This is a genomic window from Collinsella aerofaciens (assembly GCF_028209395.1).
Classification (GTDB): domain Bacteria; phylum Actinomycetota; class Coriobacteriia; order Coriobacteriales; family Coriobacteriaceae; genus Collinsella; species Collinsella aerofaciens_AZ.
Genome location: NZ_JAQLDQ010000003.1, coordinates 37,105 through 55,160, shown reverse-complemented (window position 1 = coordinate 55,160; position 18,056 = coordinate 37,105). Strand labels below are relative to the sequence as shown.

13 protein-coding genes are annotated in these 18,056 nt (G+C 59.9%); 1 reads left to right on the top strand and 12 read right to left on the bottom strand.

The features are described 5' to 3' along the window. Window positions 1-43: 43 nt before the first annotated feature. From PMW67_RS02335 to arcA (PMW67_RS02280), 12 genes are all read right to left on the bottom strand, one after another. Window positions 44-514 (bottom strand): hypothetical protein, encoded by a 471-nt coding sequence (locus PMW67_RS02335; protein WP_055309808.1) that lies wholly within the window; start codon window positions 512-514, stop codon window positions 44-46. 90 nt (window positions 515-604) lie between these two features. Further along, the gene (rsmH, locus tag PMW67_RS02330) at window positions 605-1,570 is read right to left on the bottom strand and encodes a 16S rRNA (cytosine(1402)-N(4))-methyltransferase RsmH (RefSeq protein WP_006234266.1); all 966 of its coding nucleotides are present in this window, start codon (window positions 1,568-1,570) and stop codon (window positions 605-607) included. Window positions 1,571-1,590: 20 nt separating this feature from the next. Then, window positions 1,591-2,025 (bottom strand): division/cell wall cluster transcriptional repressor MraZ, encoded by a 435-nt coding sequence (locus PMW67_RS02325; RefSeq protein ID WP_271738637.1) that lies wholly within the window; start codon window positions 2,023-2,025, stop codon window positions 1,591-1,593. 461 nt (window positions 2,026-2,486) lie between these two features. After that, window positions 2,487-3,428: a site-specific tyrosine recombinase XerD gene (gene xerD / locus PMW67_RS02320; RefSeq protein WP_271738636.1), complete on the bottom strand. Its 942-nt coding sequence runs from the start codon at window positions 3,426-3,428 to the stop codon at window positions 2,487-2,489. Window positions 3,429-3,430: 2 nt separating this feature from the next. Next, window positions 3,431-5,092: a CTP synthase gene (locus PMW67_RS02315; RefSeq protein ID WP_055286060.1), complete on the bottom strand. Its 1,662-nt coding sequence runs from the start codon at window positions 5,090-5,092 to the stop codon at window positions 3,431-3,433. Window positions 5,093-5,270: 178 nt separating this feature from the next. Then, window positions 5,271-5,609 (bottom strand): helix-turn-helix domain-containing protein, encoded by a 339-nt coding sequence (locus PMW67_RS02310; RefSeq protein ID WP_040358312.1) that lies wholly within the window; start codon window positions 5,607-5,609, stop codon window positions 5,271-5,273. A gap of 256 nt (window positions 5,610-5,865) precedes the next feature. Next, entirely contained in the window at window positions 5,866-7,347 is a 1,482-nt protein-coding gene (locus tag PMW67_RS02305) for a DUF1846 domain-containing protein (RefSeq protein ID WP_006234276.1), read from the bottom strand. Between the two features lie 605 nt (window positions 7,348-7,952). Next, a complete protein-coding gene (locus PMW67_RS02300) occupies window positions 7,953-9,440 on the bottom strand; it encodes a YfcC family protein (RefSeq protein WP_411161277.1) in 1,488 nt (495 codons plus the stop codon). Between the two features lie 138 nt (window positions 9,441-9,578). After that, window positions 9,579-10,574: an ornithine carbamoyltransferase gene (gene argF, locus PMW67_RS02295; RefSeq protein ID WP_006234279.1), complete on the bottom strand. Its 996-nt coding sequence runs from the start codon at window positions 10,572-10,574 to the stop codon at window positions 9,579-9,581. A 105-nt stretch (window positions 10,575-10,679) separates the two neighbouring features. Next, on the bottom strand, window positions 10,680-11,921 hold the full coding sequence (gene arcA / locus PMW67_RS02290; protein WP_055309804.1) for an arginine deiminase: 1,242 nt from the start codon (window positions 11,919-11,921) through the stop codon (window positions 10,680-10,682). Window positions 11,922-12,494: 573 nt separating this feature from the next. After that, window positions 12,495-13,619 carry an aminotransferase gene (locus tag PMW67_RS02285; RefSeq protein WP_148332923.1) on the bottom strand — a complete coding sequence of 375 codons (1,125 nt, stop codon included), beginning with the start codon at window positions 13,617-13,619 and terminating at the stop codon, window positions 12,495-12,497. Between the two features lie 149 nt (window positions 13,620-13,768). After that, on the bottom strand, window positions 13,769-15,010 hold the full coding sequence (gene arcA, locus PMW67_RS02280; RefSeq protein WP_271738635.1) for an arginine deiminase: 1,242 nt from the start codon (window positions 15,008-15,010) through the stop codon (window positions 13,769-13,771). 549 nt (window positions 15,011-15,559) lie between these two features. Between arcA (PMW67_RS02280) and ppk1 the strand changes: the two genes are divergently transcribed. Further along, entirely contained in the window at window positions 15,560-17,968 is a 2,409-nt protein-coding gene (gene ppk1 / locus PMW67_RS02275) for a polyphosphate kinase 1 (RefSeq protein ID WP_416378090.1), read from the top strand. Window positions 17,969-18,056: the final 88 nt, after the last annotated feature.

Here is an 18,056-nt window from a genome sequence, read left to right as displayed (position 1 = left end):
GAACCGCGGCGATAGTCATTTGTCATACTCAGCTACCGTCTTGCTACTGAGCGGTCGCGGTCGCGTTGGCGCCCGCGGCTGCATCCTGCGAAAAGTCAAGTGTAACGCTCTCGCTGGGCTCCACCATGCCATAAGCGCCCGCAAGGTCGCGAATGCGCGTGTCGGCGCCATAGACCGAATGCATGACCTCCAGGTCGGAGCTCTCATCGGTCGCCTTTTCGAGCGTGCTGGTAAGCTCGGCGTTGCTGTTGAGCACCTGGGCCGTAACGCCGGCGAGCGCCACGCGGGCGACGCCGATCGTCATGAAGATAGCCGCAATGATGCAAAACGTTTTAAGAACGCTCATGAAAACCGGGCTTACCGCCTGGTTTGCCTGACGGCCCGCGCCCGTGTAGACATCAAAGCGCGGCGCGCGCTGCTCACGGGGAGCAACGGGGGCCTGCGGCGTCTCACGATAGGCGGGCATGGCGTTCATATCATAGGCGAGTGCTGCGCTTGAAGTGTTGTAGCCCATGATATGCCGCCTCCCATCCCGAGTACGTTGGTAGTGTGTTTAAGCTTCGTTTATGGTGCGAGCGGGAGGTCCAATATCGCGCGGTCGCGCCTACAGACGCTGCGCCACGCGGATTTTGGCTGATCTCGCCCGAGGGTTGCGCTCAACCTCATCAGGCTGGGCAACCAAGGGTTTGCGGGTGATGACCTTGAGTATCGGCACGTTGCCGCACACGCACACCGGAATCTCCGGCGGACACGTGCACCCCTGGCTCATCTCCTTAAAGTGGTTCTTTACGATACGGTCCTCGAGCGAGTGATACGAGATGACGCAGATACGTCCGCCCGGGTTGAGCCACCTGGTGGCGGCATCAAGCCCTCGTTCGAGCACATCGAGCTCGTGATTGACCTCGATGCGAATGGCCTGGAAACTTTTCTTGGCCGGGTGTCCGCCATGCCGACGAGCGGCAGCCGGGATACCCGCCTTGATGATCTCGACAAATTGGCCGGTGGTTTCGATCGGTTCTTGCTCGCGGCGGCGCACGATCTCGCGCGCAATCTGCGAGGCGAACTTCTCTTCTCCGTAGACGCGTAGAATCCGGGCGAGGTCGTGTTCGTTATAGGTGTTGATGACCTCAGCTGCGTTTAAGGTGTTATTACCCGGATCCATCCGCATGTCCAATGGGGCGTCCTCGTTATACGAAAAGCCCCTGCCAGGGATATCGAGTTGCGGTGACGAAACGCCCAAATCGAACAGGAAGCCATCGACCCCGGGCACCTCGGCCGAGCAAAGCAGCTCGTCCAAGTCGCCGAAGTTGCCCTTCAGCAGCTGGTGCGGAACGCCGGGAACCTCGCGGTCCAGACGGGCACCAGCGGCCTCGAGGGCCATGTCGTCCTGATCGACGCCGAGCAAAAGGCCCGTCTCCCCCACCTGCGCGGCCATCTTTACCGAATGGCCGGCACCGCCAAGGGTGCAATCGCAGACAACGGAGCCGCTCTTTAGCCGCAGCGACTCAAGCACTTCGCCGAGCATGACAGGTTCATGCCGATATTCTTGTGTCAAGATCCCACGCTCCATCCGTTACCCGTGCCTTGCCCTTACGAGAAGAAGAGGTCCAGCAGGGCCTCATCGTCATCGTCCTCATCGGCCGCGGCGCGATCCCAAACCTCAAGGTGGTCGTAGTTGCCCACAACCGTGACCTCGCGGTCGAGGTTCGCCTGCTTGCGGAGAGACTCGGAAAGACCGATACGACCGGCGCTGTCCACGTCCATCGACGTGGTGCGCTTGTTGATCGCCCTCATGAGCTTCTGGTCGTTGATGTCACGCGGGTTAAAACCCTCGTGGCCCTCACGACCCGCGAAGAGTCCTTCGACCCACTTATCGAAGGCCTCGGCAGAGAACACGTACAGAGCATCGACATCCAGGGCTTTGAACACGCGAACGTGCTCTCCAAGCTCCTCGCGAAGGAGTGCAGGCAGGGACAGACGACCTTTTGCATCGAGATTGCGCTCGTATGCACCCGTCATTCCCATGTGCGCCCTCCCCTCGGTTACTCAGATGGCACGTACGCGGGGAACCACCCCGCCTGTCGACGTCATCAATAATATGGGGAATCGCCCCATTTTTCAACACCTTTCCCCACCCCTTCCCCCACCCCGCCCACCACTCCACCCTCAATATGTTGTAAAACACCCCCGAGCATATGTTCGAGAACACAATATGTTGTGTTTGCAGCAAAGGCGTGATGCCACCTGTAGAACCACGCCCGCGAACCTCAACCTTCAAGTTGACCTTGAGGCGATTTTTACGTCCCTTTACACGCCGTTCACATCGCCCCCAAACTCCCCCACCCACGACACACACGGCCCACCACCGCGTCGGTGTCTGGCGAAAAATGGGACGGGCCCCAGATTGCCCATGCGCGCAAAAGTGCGTCTCGGCAATCTGGGGCCCGTCCCATTTAATATTTATAAATATGCAGGTCAGCGAGGTGCTAGCGATGTGCTAGCGGATGCGCCGCCAGATAGACCTCGGTCAGTTGCGTTCGGTCGACATGCGTGTAGACCTGCGTGGTCGAAATATCGGCATGGCCCAAAATCTCCTGCAGCACACGCAGGTCGGCACCGCCCGCGAGCATGTGGGTGGCAAAGGAGTGGCGCAAGGTATGGGGATGGAGCCCCACCAGTCCCACCTGGCGCCCGTAGCGCTCACAGATGGCATGGATGCCCTGGCGCGACAGACGGCGGCCGTTCTTATTTAAAAAGACCGCCGAGGTCTCGGTTCCGCGGGCATGGGCCGCCAAGCGAGAACGCCCCTCAGTTACATAGAGCGTCAGAGCTCGCGCCGCGCTTCCTACCAGCGGGGACAGGCGTTCCTTCGAGCCCTTACCACGAACGAGCACAAAGCCATCGTCGATATGGATATCGCCCACATCGAGCCCCACCAACTCGCTCACACGCAAACCGCATCCGTAGAGCACTTCCAAGATGGCATGGTCGCGCAAGCCCATCTCGCCCTCGGGGAAGTCTTGATCGAGCAGCGCCGAGACATCCTCCACCGATAGATACTCCGGCAAACGCTCAGCCTTTTTAGGCAGGCGCAACGCCGCCGTTGGATTTTGGGCCACAGCCCCATCGCGCACCAAAAAGGCATGTAGGCCCTTCACAGCCGCAAACGCACGCTCCACCGAGGCATCGGAATAGCCCCCATCGCGACGGTCGGCGACAAAGCCCTCCACGACCTGACGGGTCACCTCTTCAAAAGACACAATACCCGCCCGCTCCAGATAGGCGCAGTACGTCGTCAGGTCACGACGATAGGCCGCAATCGTGTTGCGCGCCAAACCCCGCTCGACCGCGAGGTAATCGAGATACTCCCCCGCCGCCACGGCGAGCGACGAGGGAGTAGCTTCGGTATGTTCCTTATTCGCCGGCACCCTTAGTCCGTAGCGAGGTTCATGGGCGTCACCTGCAGACGGTCGACACCCTCGTGCTGGCCGATCGAAGCGCGCACGAACTCGCGGAACAGCGGCTGCGGGTTGGTCGGGCGGCTCTTGAACTCGGGATGAGCCTGGGTTGCCACATACCACGGATGTACGTCGCGCGGCAGCTCGACCATCTCGACCAGGCGCTCGTCGGGCGACAGACCCGAGATAACCAAGCCGGCATCCTCGAGCTGGTCACGGAAGGCGTTGTTGAACTCAAAGCGATGACGGTGACGCTCGTAGACGAGCTCCTCGCCATATGCCTCGCGAGCAAGGGTATCGGCGGCGAGCTTGCACGGATAGGCGCCCAGGCGCATGGTGCCGCCCTTCTCGGTCACGTCCTCCTGCGAGCTCATCAGATCGATGACGCTAAACGGGCCGTCCGGATCGAACTCGGAGGAGCTGGCGCCGGCAAGGCCGACGACGTTGCGGGCGAACTCGCACACGGCCACCTGCATACCCAGGCAAATGCCCAGATACGGAATCTTGTGCTCACGGGCAAACTCGGCCGCGAGGATCTTGCCCTCCAGGGCGCGCTTGCCAAAGCCGCCGGGGACCAGGATGCCCGAGGCGTCGCCCAGAACCTCGGAGACATTCTGCTCGTCGAGGCTCTCGCCGTCGACCAGCTGGACGTCCACATGGCGATCGTAGAAGACGCCCGCATGGTGCAGGGCCTCGATAACCGACAGGTACGCATCGGGCAGCTGCGTGTACTTGCCCACGACGGCGATCTTCACCTTGTCGGCGTGATGGTTGGCGTGATTCTGTTTGCGCAGGAACTCATTCCACTCGCTCATGTCGCGCTCACGCGGGTCCAGACCCAGGCGCTCGCAAATGCGCAGGTCAAAGTCCTGCTCGGCAAGCAGCTGCGGAACATCGTAAATGCTCGCGCAGTCCTCGTTGGTAAAGACACAATCGGTGTCGACGTCGCAGAAGCTTGCGATCTTTCCGCGGATAGCGTCATCGATATGGTGGTCGGAGCGCAGCACGATGATATCGGGCTGGATGCCAAAGCTGCGGAGCTCCTTGACGGAATGCTGCGTGGGCTTGGTCTTGACCTCGTGGGCGGCGGCGATATAGGGAACGAGCGACACGTGGATGTAGCAGACGTTCTCGGGGCCGGCCTCCTTGCGGTACTGACGGATGGCCTCGACAAACGGTTGGGACTCGATGTCGCCGATCGTGCCGCCCAGCTCGGTGATGACTACATCGGAGCCGGTCTGCTCCTCGATGCGGCGGAACTTGTCCTTAATGGCATTGGTGACGTGAGGAATCACCTGCACGGTACCGCCCAAAAAGTCGCCGCGACGCTCGCGGGCGATCAAGCTCTTATAGATGGCGCCGGTCGTAAAGTTGGAATCGCGGGTCAGGTTCTCATCAATAAAGCGCTCGTAATGACCCAGGTCCAGGTCGGACTCGTAACCATCCTCGGTAACGAAGACCTCACCATGCTGGAAGGGGCTCATGGTACCGGGGTCGACGTTCAGATACGGATCGGCCTTCTGCATCGTTACTTTGTAGCCACGCGACTTGAGCAGACGGCCCAGCGAGGCCGCGGTGATACCCTTGCCCAGGGACGAAACCACGCCACCGGTTACGAACACATGCTTGGTCATATTGAGTTACCTGCGCTTCCCGTAGAAGTTGTTTATCCACATCTTACGGGTCTTCATTGTAATACTCGCGCCGCGGACCGTCCGCAATTTTTCTCGCGTGCGATTGCATTTCTCGATCTTGAAACAAAACGCCGCCCGGTTTCCCAGGCGGCGTCGCTATGGCAAGGGTTACATGCTGCTATCGATCAGCAACCTCGTCCTCAAGCATTTCTTGAACGAGCATGCCGGTACGGACGCCCTCAAGATACCACTCACCACGTTCGGTGAGGCAAATGCCATTTGCAAGCTGACCGCCGTCGTCGCTATAACGCGAGACGACATCAATCATACCTTCGGAATCCAAGCGATCGATTGCGGCGCGGGCACGATACGGCGAAACCCCCACGCGCTCGGCAAGCGTTTTGCGCGAGAAACCATACGGCCCGCCATTGTCTTCGGTTTGCTGGTCGATCTCCATCAACACCAGCACCTCGACACGCTTCATATCGTTGACACTCGCACGACCCTTGCCCGCCATAGCAGCCTCCTCAAACCGAGCACGAGCATCTAACGCGCCGTGCGCGACCGACACACCTCACGATGGCAGGTAATATCCATCATGCGGCATCCCGCTAAGGATGAAACAGTTACGGTTATTGTATACCGCTCAAATTGTTTCTAGGCAGGTAAACAGCTATTTTTCGCCGAAATAGACGCTTTATTGATCAAAAAGCCGTACCGGGCGCTAACCCGATACGGCCAAAATGCAATGCAATTACCGCGGTGCTTCAAACTTAGCGATGGAAGAAACCGCGGCGCTCAAACTTGGGCTCGCAGCACACGTTGATGCCCAACTTGCGCAGTACCGTCTCGTCCGTCGGCGAGATAATCACGCTAAAGAAGGCATCGCAACCGCGCAGCTGCTCCAGGCCCGAAAGGACGCGAGCGGCCGTCTCACTCGTGGCCGAGGTGATCGACAGCGCCATAAGCGTCTCGTCGGTGTGGAGGCGCGGGTTTTTGCTGCCCAGGAAATGCGTCTTGAGCTTGCTGATGGGCTCGATCGCCTCATCGCTAATGACCTCGAGCTCAAGGTCGACGCCCGAGACATGCTTGAGGGCGTTCATAATGAGCGAACTTGCGGCGCCCAGGCGCGTGGAGGTCTTACCGGTCACCACGGAGCCATCGGGCATGACCATGGCACCCACGGGACCACCCGTCAGCTGCTCCCTGGTGAGGGCCGCCGAGCGCGCCGGTGAGTAGTTCTTATCGATGCCGGCTTTCTTCATAATAATCTTGAGACGGTCGACTTGCTCATCGCCCACGCCGGTACGGCGCACATTTTCGACCGCGGTAAAGTAGCGGCGAACGATCTCCATCTTGGAAGCGTCGCGGCAGGCATCGTCATCGGTGATGGCAAAGCCGACCATATTGACGCCCATGTCCGTAGGGCTCTGGTAGGGGCTCTTGCCCAGGATCTTTTCCATCAGGGCACGGACTACCGGGAAGGCCTCGACGTCGCGGTTGTAGTTGACCGTGGTCTTGTTGTAGGCCTCCAGGTGGAAGGAGTCGATGATATTGGCGTCATCGAGGTCAGCCGTGGCGGCCTCGTAGGCAATATTGACCGGATGCGTCAGAGGAAGATTCCAGACCGGGAAGGTCTCGAACTTGGCATAGCCGGCGGCCGTGCCATGCTTGTGCTCGTGATAGAGCTGAGACAGGCAGGTGGCAAGCTTGCCCGAGCCAGGACCGGGGGCAGTGACCACAACGAGCGGTCGGGTGGTCTCGACAAACTCGTTCTTGCCATAGCCATCGTCGGACACGATCAGATCGACATCGTGCGGATACCCCTCGATGGGATAGTGCAGCTTGGCGGGAATACCGAGCGCGTTCAGGCGGTTGCGGAACACATCGGCAGCGGGCTGGCCGGCGTACTGGGTGATGACCACAGCCGCGACGGCAAAGCCGTTGCCGCGGAACAGGTCGACCAGGCGCAAAACGTCCTCGTCATAGGTAATGCCCAGGTCACCGCGAGCCTTGTTCTTCTCGATGTGGTTCGCGTTAATGGCGATGATGACCTCGACGTCGTCGGCTATGCTCTTGAGCATGCGAAACTTGCTGTCCGGCTCAAAACCCGGCAGCACGCGGCTCGCGTGATAGTCGTCAAACAGCTTGCCGCCAAACTCCAAATACAGCTTGCCGCCAAACTGCGAGATGCGCTCCTTAATATGAGCGGCCTGCAGCTCGATATATTTCGCGTTGTCGAAACCCTGGCGCATGTATGGCTCCCGTCCCGTTTCGTAAATTAAGTTCCTACGCGATTATAACGGAGCCTGCCCTCCCCGATGCCCAGGCCATCAACAGGCACCAACCAAACACGCCATCGATAAGTTGCGGTGAAATAGCTCCTGTTTAACCCCTCAAGACGGCCAAACGGGAACTATTCCACCGCAACTTCCCCTTTTGGCGCAAAGTAACCTGACCCCTTTGCACCAACAGCAGAAACGTCGCGGGCAGAGAACGAACAGCGAACAGACACCAGAGCGAGCAAGCCGCCCCCTGCGCCAACAATGGCAGCGCCGCAGGTTGAGCATAAGTCAGCGAAAGCCCACCAGAGCGAGCAAGGTGACGTGAAAGAGGAGGGCATAGGCCTTTTGGCCATGCCCGACGATTGAACGTCAGATTGCCGCTCTGGCGGGCTTGCAGCGTCGAGTGGTTCCGGCGTTTGGTAAAACGCCGGAACACAAGAGCGCCCCCTCCCGCGCACGGAACGGAAGGGGGCTAAAGGTAGGAGTCTACCGGTGGGTTTACCCCACCGGACAGACGATGACCAGGTGATCCTCTACAGGATCGTCAAGGTTTCCGTGGGGTACCCGTTGGGTACTTAGATCAACACGCAGGCGACGGTCAGGATGATGGCGCAGACGACAGAGAGCGCGACGATGAGCTTAAGGGCAAACTTGAGCCAGGTCGTCCACTCGATCTTGGCCAGGGCGAGACCGCCCATGATGGCGCCGGAGGTCGGGGTGAACAGGTTCACGACACCGATGGCGGCGGAGAAGATCATGACCATGACCTCAGGCGAGAAGCCGAGCTTAACAGCCAACGGTCCCATGATGGGCATGGAGACGGTGGCCATACCGGAGGTCGAGGGGATCAGGAAGGACAGGCCGAAGTAGACCAGGAAGCTCATGGGAGCGAAGATCACGCCGGACAGGCCAGCCAGAGCATTGGCGGCAGCGTCGAGGACGAAGACGTCGAGGCCGGTGTTAGCCATGAGGACGGAGATACCACGGGCGAGGGCGATGACGAGAACAACGGACATCATGTCGGCAGCGCCGGTGATAAAGGTGTTAACGATCTGCTTCTCGGACAGGCCACCGATGATACCGATCAGGACGGCCATAAGGAAGAACCAGGTGGAAGCCTCGTCGAAGTACCACTGGCCAATGGGCAGGCCGGTGATCAGGGCAGACCAGCCCTGGACGACGGCGTTACCGTCGGCGTCGTAGACAGCGCCAGCGTCGAAGAAGTTAGCGACGCCCTCGTTGAGGTCGGCCAGCGGAATGAAGCCGACGATCATGACGACGAAGGTGAAGGCGAAGGCAATCAGAACACCCTTCTGACGACCGGTGAGCTTGACCTCCTTGTGGACCTCGGAAGCAGCCTTGCCGTGAGCCTCTTCGGCGTCCTTGAGCTCCTGCATCGACAGGATGGTGGAACCCTTGTCAGCCTTGACCTTCTTGGCGTAGCTCATCACGAAGAAGATGGACATAGCGGTAGTGACAATCCACAGGACGGCACCGAGGCCGATGATGATGGACTGGTTGACCTCAATGCCAACGCCGGTCAGAGCGTCGACGGCAGCGCCGACGGCGAACGGGTTAACCGTGGAGCCCAGGCAGCCGCAGCCAGCGCCGAGCAGGACGGTAGCGGCACCGACCATGGGGTCGAAGCCAGCGGCCATCATGGTAGCGGCGAGCAGGGCGTAGAAGGGAACGGTCTCCTCGCACATACCATAAGTGGTACCACCGAGGGAGAAGATGAGCATCAGCACGGGAATGAGCATAATCTCGTTGCCCTTAAGCTTCTGCACCAGAACGGCGATGCCGTTGTCCAGGGCGCCGGTCTCGGTCATCATACCGAGGAAGCCGCCCAGGATCATAACGAAGAGGCAGACGGGCAGAGCGTCAGCGAAGCCCTTAATCGGGGCGGTGCAGAAATCGCTCAGACGGGCGGCAGTAACCGCGCCGCCGGACGTGCCGGAGACGATAACGGTAATCACTGCGACAATTGCCAGCAGAGCAAGAAGAATGGTGAACGATGAAGGCATACCGCGCTTTTTCTTAGCGGTCTCAGTCATAGTTCTCATCCCCCCTTCATAAATCATTTACTGATCTCGCCAGAAGCGGCTCTTCCGTGCCGTGCCTGCCGCTTGATGCGAGATTATTACCAGATAAAACTGCTCGGGGTGTGCAGCAATACACCCCGAGCGAGATGCTAGATGCTCTTACTTGAGCGTGGCGTACATGACAGCCTTGATGGTGTGCATGCGGTTCTCGGCCTCGTCGAAGACCTTGGAAGCGGGGCTCTCGAAGACCTCGTCGGTGACCTCCTGCTCGGTGATGCCGAACTGCTCGCACTTCTCGGCGCCAATGGTGGTGTTGGTGTCGTGGAAGCTGGGCAGGCAGTGCAGGAAGATGGCACCCGGGTTGGCCATAGCCATGACCTCGGAGGTGACACGATACGGGGTGAGCTGAGCGATGCGCTCGGCCCAGACCTCGTCGGGCTCGCCCATGGAGACCCACACGTCGGTGTAGATAACGTCGGCACCGGTGACGCCGTCCTTGACGTCGGTGGTCAGCTTGATGGTGCAACCGTTGGCCTCGGCGATGGGCTTGCAGGCCTCGATGACGTCGTCGGCGGGCATGCACTCCTCGGGGCCGCAGGCCACGAAGTTCATGCCGAGCTTGGAGCAGACGACCATGAGGGAGCGAGCGACATTGTTCTTGCAGTCGCCCATGAAGACGAGGGTCTTGCCCTTGATGTCGTAGTTGAAGTTCTCCTGGACGGTCAGGATGTCGGCGAGCATCTGGGTGGGGTGCCACTCGGTGGTCAGGCCGTTCCACACGGGCACGCCGGACTTAGCAGCGAGCTCCTCGACGTCGTCCTGGGCAAAGCCACGGAACTCGATGCCGTCATACATGCGGCCGAGAACGCGGGCAGTGTCCTCGATGGACTCCTTCTTGCCCATCTGCGACGAACCCGGATCGAGGTAGGTGACGCCCATGCCCAGATCCATGCCACCGACCTCGAAGGCGCAGCGGGTACGAGTAGAGGTCTTCTGGAAGAGCAGAACGATGTTCTTGCCCTCGAGATAGCGGTGCGGAACGCCAGCGCGCTTCATATCCTTGAAGTTCTTGGAGAGCTTGAGCAGGTACTCGATCTCCTCGGTGGTGAGATCGAGAAGCTTGAGGAAGCTACGGCCGGAGAGGTTAACACCCATGGTTCGATTCCTTTCGAAGAAATGAATTACGTAAGTATTAGTGTTGCCCGTTTAACGGGCGAAGCCGGTGCGGTTGTAGGGGGACCGCACCGGAACGTTAAAGACTTAGAGGTCCTCGCGCCAGAAGGGCATGCTCATGCAGCGCGGGCCGCCGCGGCCGCGGGAGAGCTCGGCGGAGGGCACGACGAGAAGGTCCAGGCCCTCCTTGTACAGCACGTCGTTGGTGACGGTGTTGCGGGCGTAGACGCAGATCTTGCCGGGCTCGACGCACAGGGTGTTGGAGCCGTCGTTCCACTGCTCGCGGGAGGCCGCGATCGGGTCGCCGCCGCCGCAGGGGATCAGCTTGACCTGGTCGACGCCGGTGGCGTCCTCCAGGACGTGCTCGAGGGTGTCCTCGATCAGGCGGATGTTCACGTCGCCCGGGTTCTTGCCGGCGGTCAGCTCGTAGACGCGCAGGGTGCCCATGATGGCGGGGTGGATCGTGAACTTATCGACGTCGATCTGGGTGAAGACCGTGTCGAGGTGCATGAAGGCGCGCGAGACCGGGATGTCGAAGGCCAGGATGCGCTCGACCTTGGAGTCGGAGTTCCAGAAGATGTTCTGGGCCATGACGTCGATCGCGGCGGCCTGGGTGCGCTGGGAGATGCCGACGGCGAGGGTCTTCTCGTTGATGTTCAGCACGTCGCCGCCCTCGGTGTGGAACTGGCAGTCGCGGCGGAAGTACAGCGAGACGTCCTTGTAGTCGGGGTGGTACTTGAAGATGTACTTGCCGTACAGGGTCTCGCGGTTGCGGGTGACCGAGTACATGCGGTTGAGGTTGACGCCCTCGCCGATGACCGCGAACGGGTCGCGGGTGAAGTAGAGGTTGGGCATCGGGTCGATGATCAGGTCGGACTCGGACTCGGAGTTGACCAGGGAGTCGAGGGTCGTGGACGCCGTGAGGGGCATGTCGATCTCGGACTTGGTCATGCCGGCCATGGTCTTCTTGACGAACTCGAGGTTGTCCTCGATGGAGTCCAGCTTCTCGCGGACGATCTGCGGCATGTGCTGGCCGCGGATGCCGGCCTCGGCGATGTACTGGTCGGTGAACTCGGCGCGGGCGCCGGGGACCTGGTCGAACACCTCGGCGACGAGGTTCTCGAGATAGAGGACCTCCACGCCCTGGTCCCTCAGGATCTGGGCGAAGGTGTCGTGCTCCTGCTGCGCGACCTCCAGGAACGGGACGTCGTCGAACAGGAGTCGCTCGAGCTCGTCGGGCGGCAGGTTGAGGAGCTCGTCGCCGGGACGGTGCAGGCAGACCTTCCTGAGCTTGCCGATCTCGGAAGGCACGTGCAGACCTTTCGTCATGGCCTCCTACCTTTCTTTCGGGCCCTTGTCAGGGCCGATTCGTTAGCGCCCCTCCGTGTGAGGCGTTATTGCTGACGACATATTTATATCCAAAATCAGCTCATACTTCCACCTTGCCCCCGAACGGTTTTTTATAGGGGGTGAACGGCATACACATATACTTCACGCATGGCACACTTCATCTTAATAAAGCGTATTTACGTGCTTAAACGCGTTTTAATCCTAAAATCAAATGGAACTAAACTTTGTTAAACCATCCTCAAATTGCATATTTCCAATAAAGCTATGAATAGAATTAGCGGTTCACACCGCGTCTCAACCATTTTCATTTTTATTCAGAAAAAAGTTTGTCCTATTCATTTCTGATAAATAAATTACCGTTTACCAGACGCTTGATACCGTTCACCGGAAACTCAGTATAAGGCCCAGCGGATACCGCCTCGCTTTACGGCCCCGTTTGTAACAACTTGACTTCTCGGTATAGAAAAACGGACCCGCTTCCCCTAGGGAAACGGGTCCGTTTTCGATTATCTTCGGCTAATTTGGATAAGGCCCCCGAAGACCATCGGAATCCTAGCGATCGAACTCCGCCAGTGCCTCGCCCAAAAGCCTCAGGCCCTCGCGCAGAACGTCCTCGCTCGCGCAGTAGCCCAGGCGTGCGCCGCAGGGAAGCTCAAAACGGCTACCGGGGACCAGCAGCACTCCCCTCTCGGACAGCAGGCGCCTGCAGAACTCCTCGTCATCCTCGGGAATATCCAGCTGGATAAACGAGGTGGACACGCCCTGCGGGGCCGTCCAGGAAACGCGATGCTGCGTATCGATCCAAGCCTGCGCGATATCGCGGTTGCCAAACACGATCTTGCGATTGCGCTCGAGAATCTTATCCTTGTGCTCAAGCACATAGGTCGCCAGGGCGTCGTTGAACACACCGACGCAGATCATGGTGTAATCGCGATAGGTGCGGATGCGGCTGGATATCTCTTCGTCTGCCAGGACCCAGCCCACGCGGGCCGCAGGTGTCGAATAGGTCTTCGACAACGAGTTGGTGACAATGGCCCTCTCGTACACGTCGACCATCGACATAAAGGACTCAGTGTTTTCGAGCGGCAGATATACCTCGTCGCACAGCACGTAGGCGCCCACCGAGCGGGCGATCTCGGCAATCTGGCCGAGCATATCGGCATCGAGCACCGTACCGATGGGGTTAGATGCGTTGTTGATGCAGATGAGCTTGGTGTTGGGACGCACCAAGCGCTTGAGTTCCTCGATATCGGGCTTCCAGCCGAGTTCCTCGCGAAGCTCCCAATACTCGACCTCGGCGCCCAGCGTGCGCGGAATCTCGTAGAGCGGCGCGTAGGTGGGCCACTCGGCGATAACATGGTCGCCGGGCTCGACCACAGCCATGATGGCGTTGAGGTTAGCGCCCGTGCAGCCATTGGTCTGCAGAATGTGATCGGGATTGACCTCCCGACGATACAGCTTGGCAACCTCGGCCTTAAACTCCGGCGAGCCCTCGATCCAGCCGTAGTTCATCTTCTCGCGGTCCAGGCGCTCGTAGAACGTGGCGCCGTCCTGTTCATCGAGCGCGCGCAGCTCGCCCATGGTGAGCGACGAGATCGTCGACTGGGCGATGTCCCACGTGGCGCTCTTCTCCCAAACGTTGAGCCATTCCTCAACGCCAATCGTCTTGATGTCCATGGCCAAGCTCCTTACAAAAGCAGTCATCCAATCGTGTTGACGTTCCTCATACAAGATTGGGGCGGTGCGAAAACCCGCACCGCCCCAATGGGAGACATCTAATGGCAGCTAGATGTATGTATTATGACCCGTACGAGTCCTTGAAGACCTTAGAGGTCCTCGCGCCAGAAGGGCATGCTCATGCAGCGCGGGCCGCCGCGGCCGCGGGAGAGCTCGGCGGAGGGCACGACGAGAAGGTCCAGGCCCTCCTTGTACAGCACGTCGTTGGTGACGGTGTTGCGGGCGTAGACGCAGATCTTGCCGGGCTCGACGCACAGGGTGTTGGAGCCGTCGTTCCACTGCTCGCGGGAGGCCGCGATCGGGTCGCCGCCGCCGCAGGGGATCAGCTTGACCTGGTCGACGCCGGTGGCGTCCTCCAGGACGTGCTCGAGGGTGTCCTCGATCAGGCGGATGTTCACGTCGCCCGGGTTCTTGCCGGCGGTCAGCTCGTAGACGCGCAGGGTGCCCATGATGGCGGGGTGGATCGTGAACTTATCGACGTCGATCTGGGTGAAGACCGTGTCGAGGTGCATGAAGGCGCGCGAGACCGGGATGTCGAAGGCCAGGATGCGCTCGACCTTGGAGTCGGAGTTCCAGAAGATGTGCTGGGCCATGACGTCGATCGCGGCGGCCTGGGTGCGCTGGGAGATGCCGACGGCGAGGGTCTTCTCGTTGATGTTCAGCACGTCGCCGCCCTCGGTGTGGAACTGGCAGTCGCGGCGGAAGTACAGCGAGACGTCCTTGTAGTCGGGGTGGTACTTGAAGATGTACTTGCCGTACAGGGTCTCGCGGTTGCGGGTGACCGAGTACATGCGGTTGAGGTTGACGCCCTCGCCGATGACCGCGAACGGGTCGCGGGTGAAGTAGAGGTTGGGCATCGGGTCGATGATCAGGTCGGACTCGGACTCGGAGTTGACCAGGGAGTCGAGGGTCGTGGACGCCGTGAGGGGCATGTCGATCTCGGACTTGGTCATGCCGGCCATGGTCTTCTTGACGAACTCGAGGTTGTCCTCGATGGAGTCCAGCTTCTCGCGGACGATCTGCGGCATGTGCTGGCCGCGGATGCCGGCCTCGGCGATGTACTGGTCGGTGAACTCGGCGCGGGCGCCGGGGACCTGGTCGAACACCTCGGCGACGAGGTTCTCGAGATAGAGGACCTCCACGCCCTGGTCCCTCAGGATCTGGGCGAAGGTGTCGTGCTCCTGCTGCGCGACCTCCAGGAACGGGACGTCGTCGAACAGGAGTCGCTCGAGCTCGTCGGGCGGCAGGTTGAGGAGCTCGTCGCCGGGACGGTGCAGGCAGACCTTCCTGAGCTTGCCGATCTCGGAAGGCACGTGCAGACCTTTCGTCATGGCCTCCTACCTTTCTTTCGGGCCTTTCGGCCGAATCTCTCAGCGCCCTTCCATAGCGGACGCTGCTTGCTGACAGCTCTAGTTATATCCAAATTCCACCCGCAATTCCACCTCGCCCCCGAACGGTCAACAAAGTGCGATGAACGGTATATCGCATGAGATTCCCCCATAATGTACTTCGGCGTTCTAAAGTAACTTTTCTAAGGTAAACGCTCTTTTTTCCTAAAAACTATTTGCAATTGCATCTCTAAACTTTTGATTCAGAATTGCATAGCTAAATCGGTTTTATGTATATAAATGATGTTTGTTTACGTTTCCGCCTGCATTCAATGATATTCAGCTATCCATCATTCTTATTCACACTTACGTACCAGTTGAGTGAGGATATAGACCGCTTGCAGACGAGCAGGGCGTCAGTCCTATGACTTGTCAGCGTAAGAAGTAGGTAAAGATACCGTTCGCACAATACGTCCGTGCCACAAGTCGACTAAATTGAGACAATAGTGAATAGGGTTAGGCTACCGTCCCCTGCGGGGACTGAACGGACAGATGCATATGCCGAGCAAAATCGAAAAAAAGCAAGCCGCCGCAAAGCTGCGCAAACCGCCTCGCGACTTCTCGTACACGCAGAACCGAGAGCTCAGCTGGCTACGCTTTGACAACCGTGTGCTTGACGAAGCCTTCGATGAGACCGTTCCGCTGTTCGAGCGTCTAAAGTTCGTGTCGATTTTCGAGTCTAACCTCGACGAGTTTCTCATGGTGCGCGTGGGCGGCCTGTCCGATCTGGCAGAGCTCAAAAAGCAACCTGTCGACAACAAGAGCAATATGACCGCCTCCGAACAGGTCGATGCTGTCATGGCCGAAATGCCCGGGCTCCTTACCCGTTGGGAGTCCATCTTTAAGAGCATCGAGGGCAAGCTCGACACCTTGGGCGTTCACCGCGCCCGCATCGATTCGCTTACGCCCGAGGAGCGCACCTTTGTAACCCGCTACTTCCAGGCCTACGTGTCGCCGGTCATCTCGCCGCTGGTCATCGATCCTCGCCACCCCTTCCCCAACCTACGCAATGGCGCGCTCTATCTGGCCTGTGGTCTGGACGGCGCCACCGACGAGGAGAGCCTGCTGGGCCTTATCGAGATTCCCACCTCGATGAACCGCGTGGTCGAGATCCCCTCGCCCACCGGCACCTACTCCTACATCTTGCTCGAGGACGTCATCCTCGCCTGCCTGGACAGCTGCTTTGGCTCCTATAAGCCGCTGGATCGTGCGCTGATCCGCGTCACCCGCAACGCCGACATCGATCCGGACGGCGAGGGCGTCGAAGAGGAAGAGGACTACCGCCAGCACATGAAGCGCATCCTCAAGAAGCGCCTGCGTCTGCAGCCGGTAGTGCTCGCGGTCTCGGGGTCGCTCGAGAAGGCAACGCTCAAGACCATCCGCAAGGCGCTCGAGCTTTCGCGCCGCTCTGTCTTTACCTGCGATATCCCGCTCGACCTGGGCTACGTCTTTGGCATTGAGGGCAAGATTCCCGAGCACCTGCGCAACGAGCTGCTCTTTACGCCGTTTAGGCCGCAGCCCAATCCCACCATCGACATGACCCGCTCCATCCGCGAGCAGGTGCTGCAGCACGACAAGCTGCTCTTTTATCCCTACGAGGCCATGAACCCCTTCCTGGATCTGGTGCACGAGGCCGCCTACGACCCCGAGTGCATCTCGCTGCGCATCACGCTCTACCGCGTGGCCAAGCAGAGCCGCCTGTGCGAGTCGCTGATCGACGCTGCTGAGAACGGCAAAGAGGTCACGGTGCTCATGGAGCTCCGCGCCCGCTTCGACGAGCAGAACAACATCGAGTGGGCCGAGCGTCTGGAAGAGGCAGGCTGCACCGTCATCTACGGCTCCGAGGGCTTTAAGTGCCACTCCAAGATCTGCCAGCTCACCTATCGCGAGGGCATGGCGCTCACCCGCCTCACGCTTTTGGGCACCGGCAACTTTAACGAGAAGACGGCCAAACTCTACAGCGACTTTATGCTCATGACAGCCCATCCCGGCATCGGTGAAGACGCCAACCTGTTCTTCCGCAATCTGTCGCTGGGCAACCTGCGCGGCGACTACCGCTTCCTGGGTGTGGCGCCCGTCGGACTGAAACCGCTCATCATGCGCGGGCTTGACCGCGAGATTCAGCGCGCTCTCGCTGGCGAGCCCGCCCGTGTGTTCTTTAAGCTCAACTCGCTCACCGACCGCGAGGTCATCGACAAAATCGCCGAGGCATCGTGTGCCGGCGTGCGCGTAGACATGATCATCCGCGGCATCTCGTGCCTCAAGCCCGGTGTTCCTGGCAAGACCGAGAACGTGCATGTCCGCTCCATCGTCGGACGCTTTTTGGAGCACGCGCGCGTCTATGCTTTCGGCGTGGACTCGGACATGATTTACCTGAGCTCGGCAGACATGATGACGCGCAACACCGAGCACCGCGTGGAGATTGCCTTCCCCGTGCTCGACCCCACCTGCCGCGCCCTAGTGCACGAGTACATGGGCATGCAGCTGCGCGACAACGTGAAGGCTCGCAGCCTCACGAGCGACGGCACCTGGGTCCCCGTGGAGCGTGCAGAGGGTGAGAAACCCTTCAACTCGCAGGAAGCCCTGCTGGAGCGTGCCTATCGCAACGCTGAGCCCGCGCCCGAGCCCGTCATTGAGGCGAAACCCGCCCCCGAGCCCGAGCCGCAGCCGGTAGCACCCAAAGTCCAAGAGGTCCAGGCGACCGTCATTGAGCCCGAGCCTGCACCTGCACCTCAGCCCGAGCCGCAGGCAGCTAAGCCCGTGCCCGAGACGAGTGCCCGTCGCAAGAAGCCCGCTGGCACGACCAAGGCCATCGAGCGCCATCGCCCCGGCCGCGTGCGCATGGGCCTGGGTCTGATCGGCCTGGGTCTTAAGACGCTCATTACCGGCAAGACGAAATAGTCGTTTGTAGAAGCAGTTTGTAGAAGCGCCCCGCATTTGAGGAAAGCCTCGGATGCGGGGCGCTTTTCCCTGCTACCATGGTGCGAAC

What these genes read in the sequence shown, in the direction of transcription:
- PMW67_RS02325 (WP_271738637.1), bottom strand. Translation starts at nt 2,025, where the DNA reads ATGGGAATGACGGGTGCATACGAGCGCAATCTCGATGCAAAAGGTCGT.
- PMW67_RS02315 (WP_055286060.1), bottom strand. Translation starts at nt 5,092, where the DNA reads ATGACCAAGCATGTGTTCGTAACCGGTGGCGTGGTTTCGTCCCTGGGC.
- arcA (WP_055309804.1), bottom strand. Translation starts at nt 11,921, where the DNA reads ATGACGAAAGGTCTGCACGTGCCTTCCGAGATCGGCAAGCTCAGGAAG.
- PMW67_RS02335 (WP_055309808.1), bottom strand. Translation starts at nt 514, where the DNA reads ATGGGCTACAACACTTCAAGCGCAGCACTCGCCTATGATATGAACGCC.
- ppk1 (WP_416378090.1), top strand. Translation starts at nt 15,560, where the DNA reads ATGCATATGCCGAGCAAAATCGAAAAAAAGCAAGCCGCCGCAAAGCTG.
- PMW67_RS02285 (WP_148332923.1), bottom strand. Translation starts at nt 13,619, where the DNA reads ATGGACATCAAGACGATTGGCGTTGAGGAATGGCTCAACGTTTGGGAG.
- arcA (WP_271738635.1), bottom strand. Translation starts at nt 15,010, where the DNA reads ATGACGAAAGGTCTGCACGTGCCTTCCGAGATCGGCAAGCTCAGGAAG.
- PMW67_RS02300 (WP_411161277.1), bottom strand. Translation starts at nt 9,440, where the DNA reads ATGAGAACTATGACTGAGACCGCTAAGAAAAAGCGCGGTATGCCTTCA.
- rsmH (WP_006234266.1), bottom strand. Translation starts at nt 1,570, where the DNA reads ATGGAGCGTGGGATCTTGACACAAGAATATCGGCATGAACCTGTCATG.
- PMW67_RS02305 (WP_006234276.1), bottom strand. Translation starts at nt 7,347, where the DNA reads ATGCGCCAGGGTTTCGACAACGCGAAATATATCGAGCTGCAGGCCGCT.
- argF (WP_006234279.1), bottom strand. Translation starts at nt 10,574, where the DNA reads ATGGGTGTTAACCTCTCCGGCCGTAGCTTCCTCAAGCTTCTCGATCTC.
- PMW67_RS02310 (WP_040358312.1), bottom strand. Translation starts at nt 5,609, where the DNA reads ATGGCGGGCAAGGGTCGTGCGAGTGTCAACGATATGAAGCGTGTCGAG.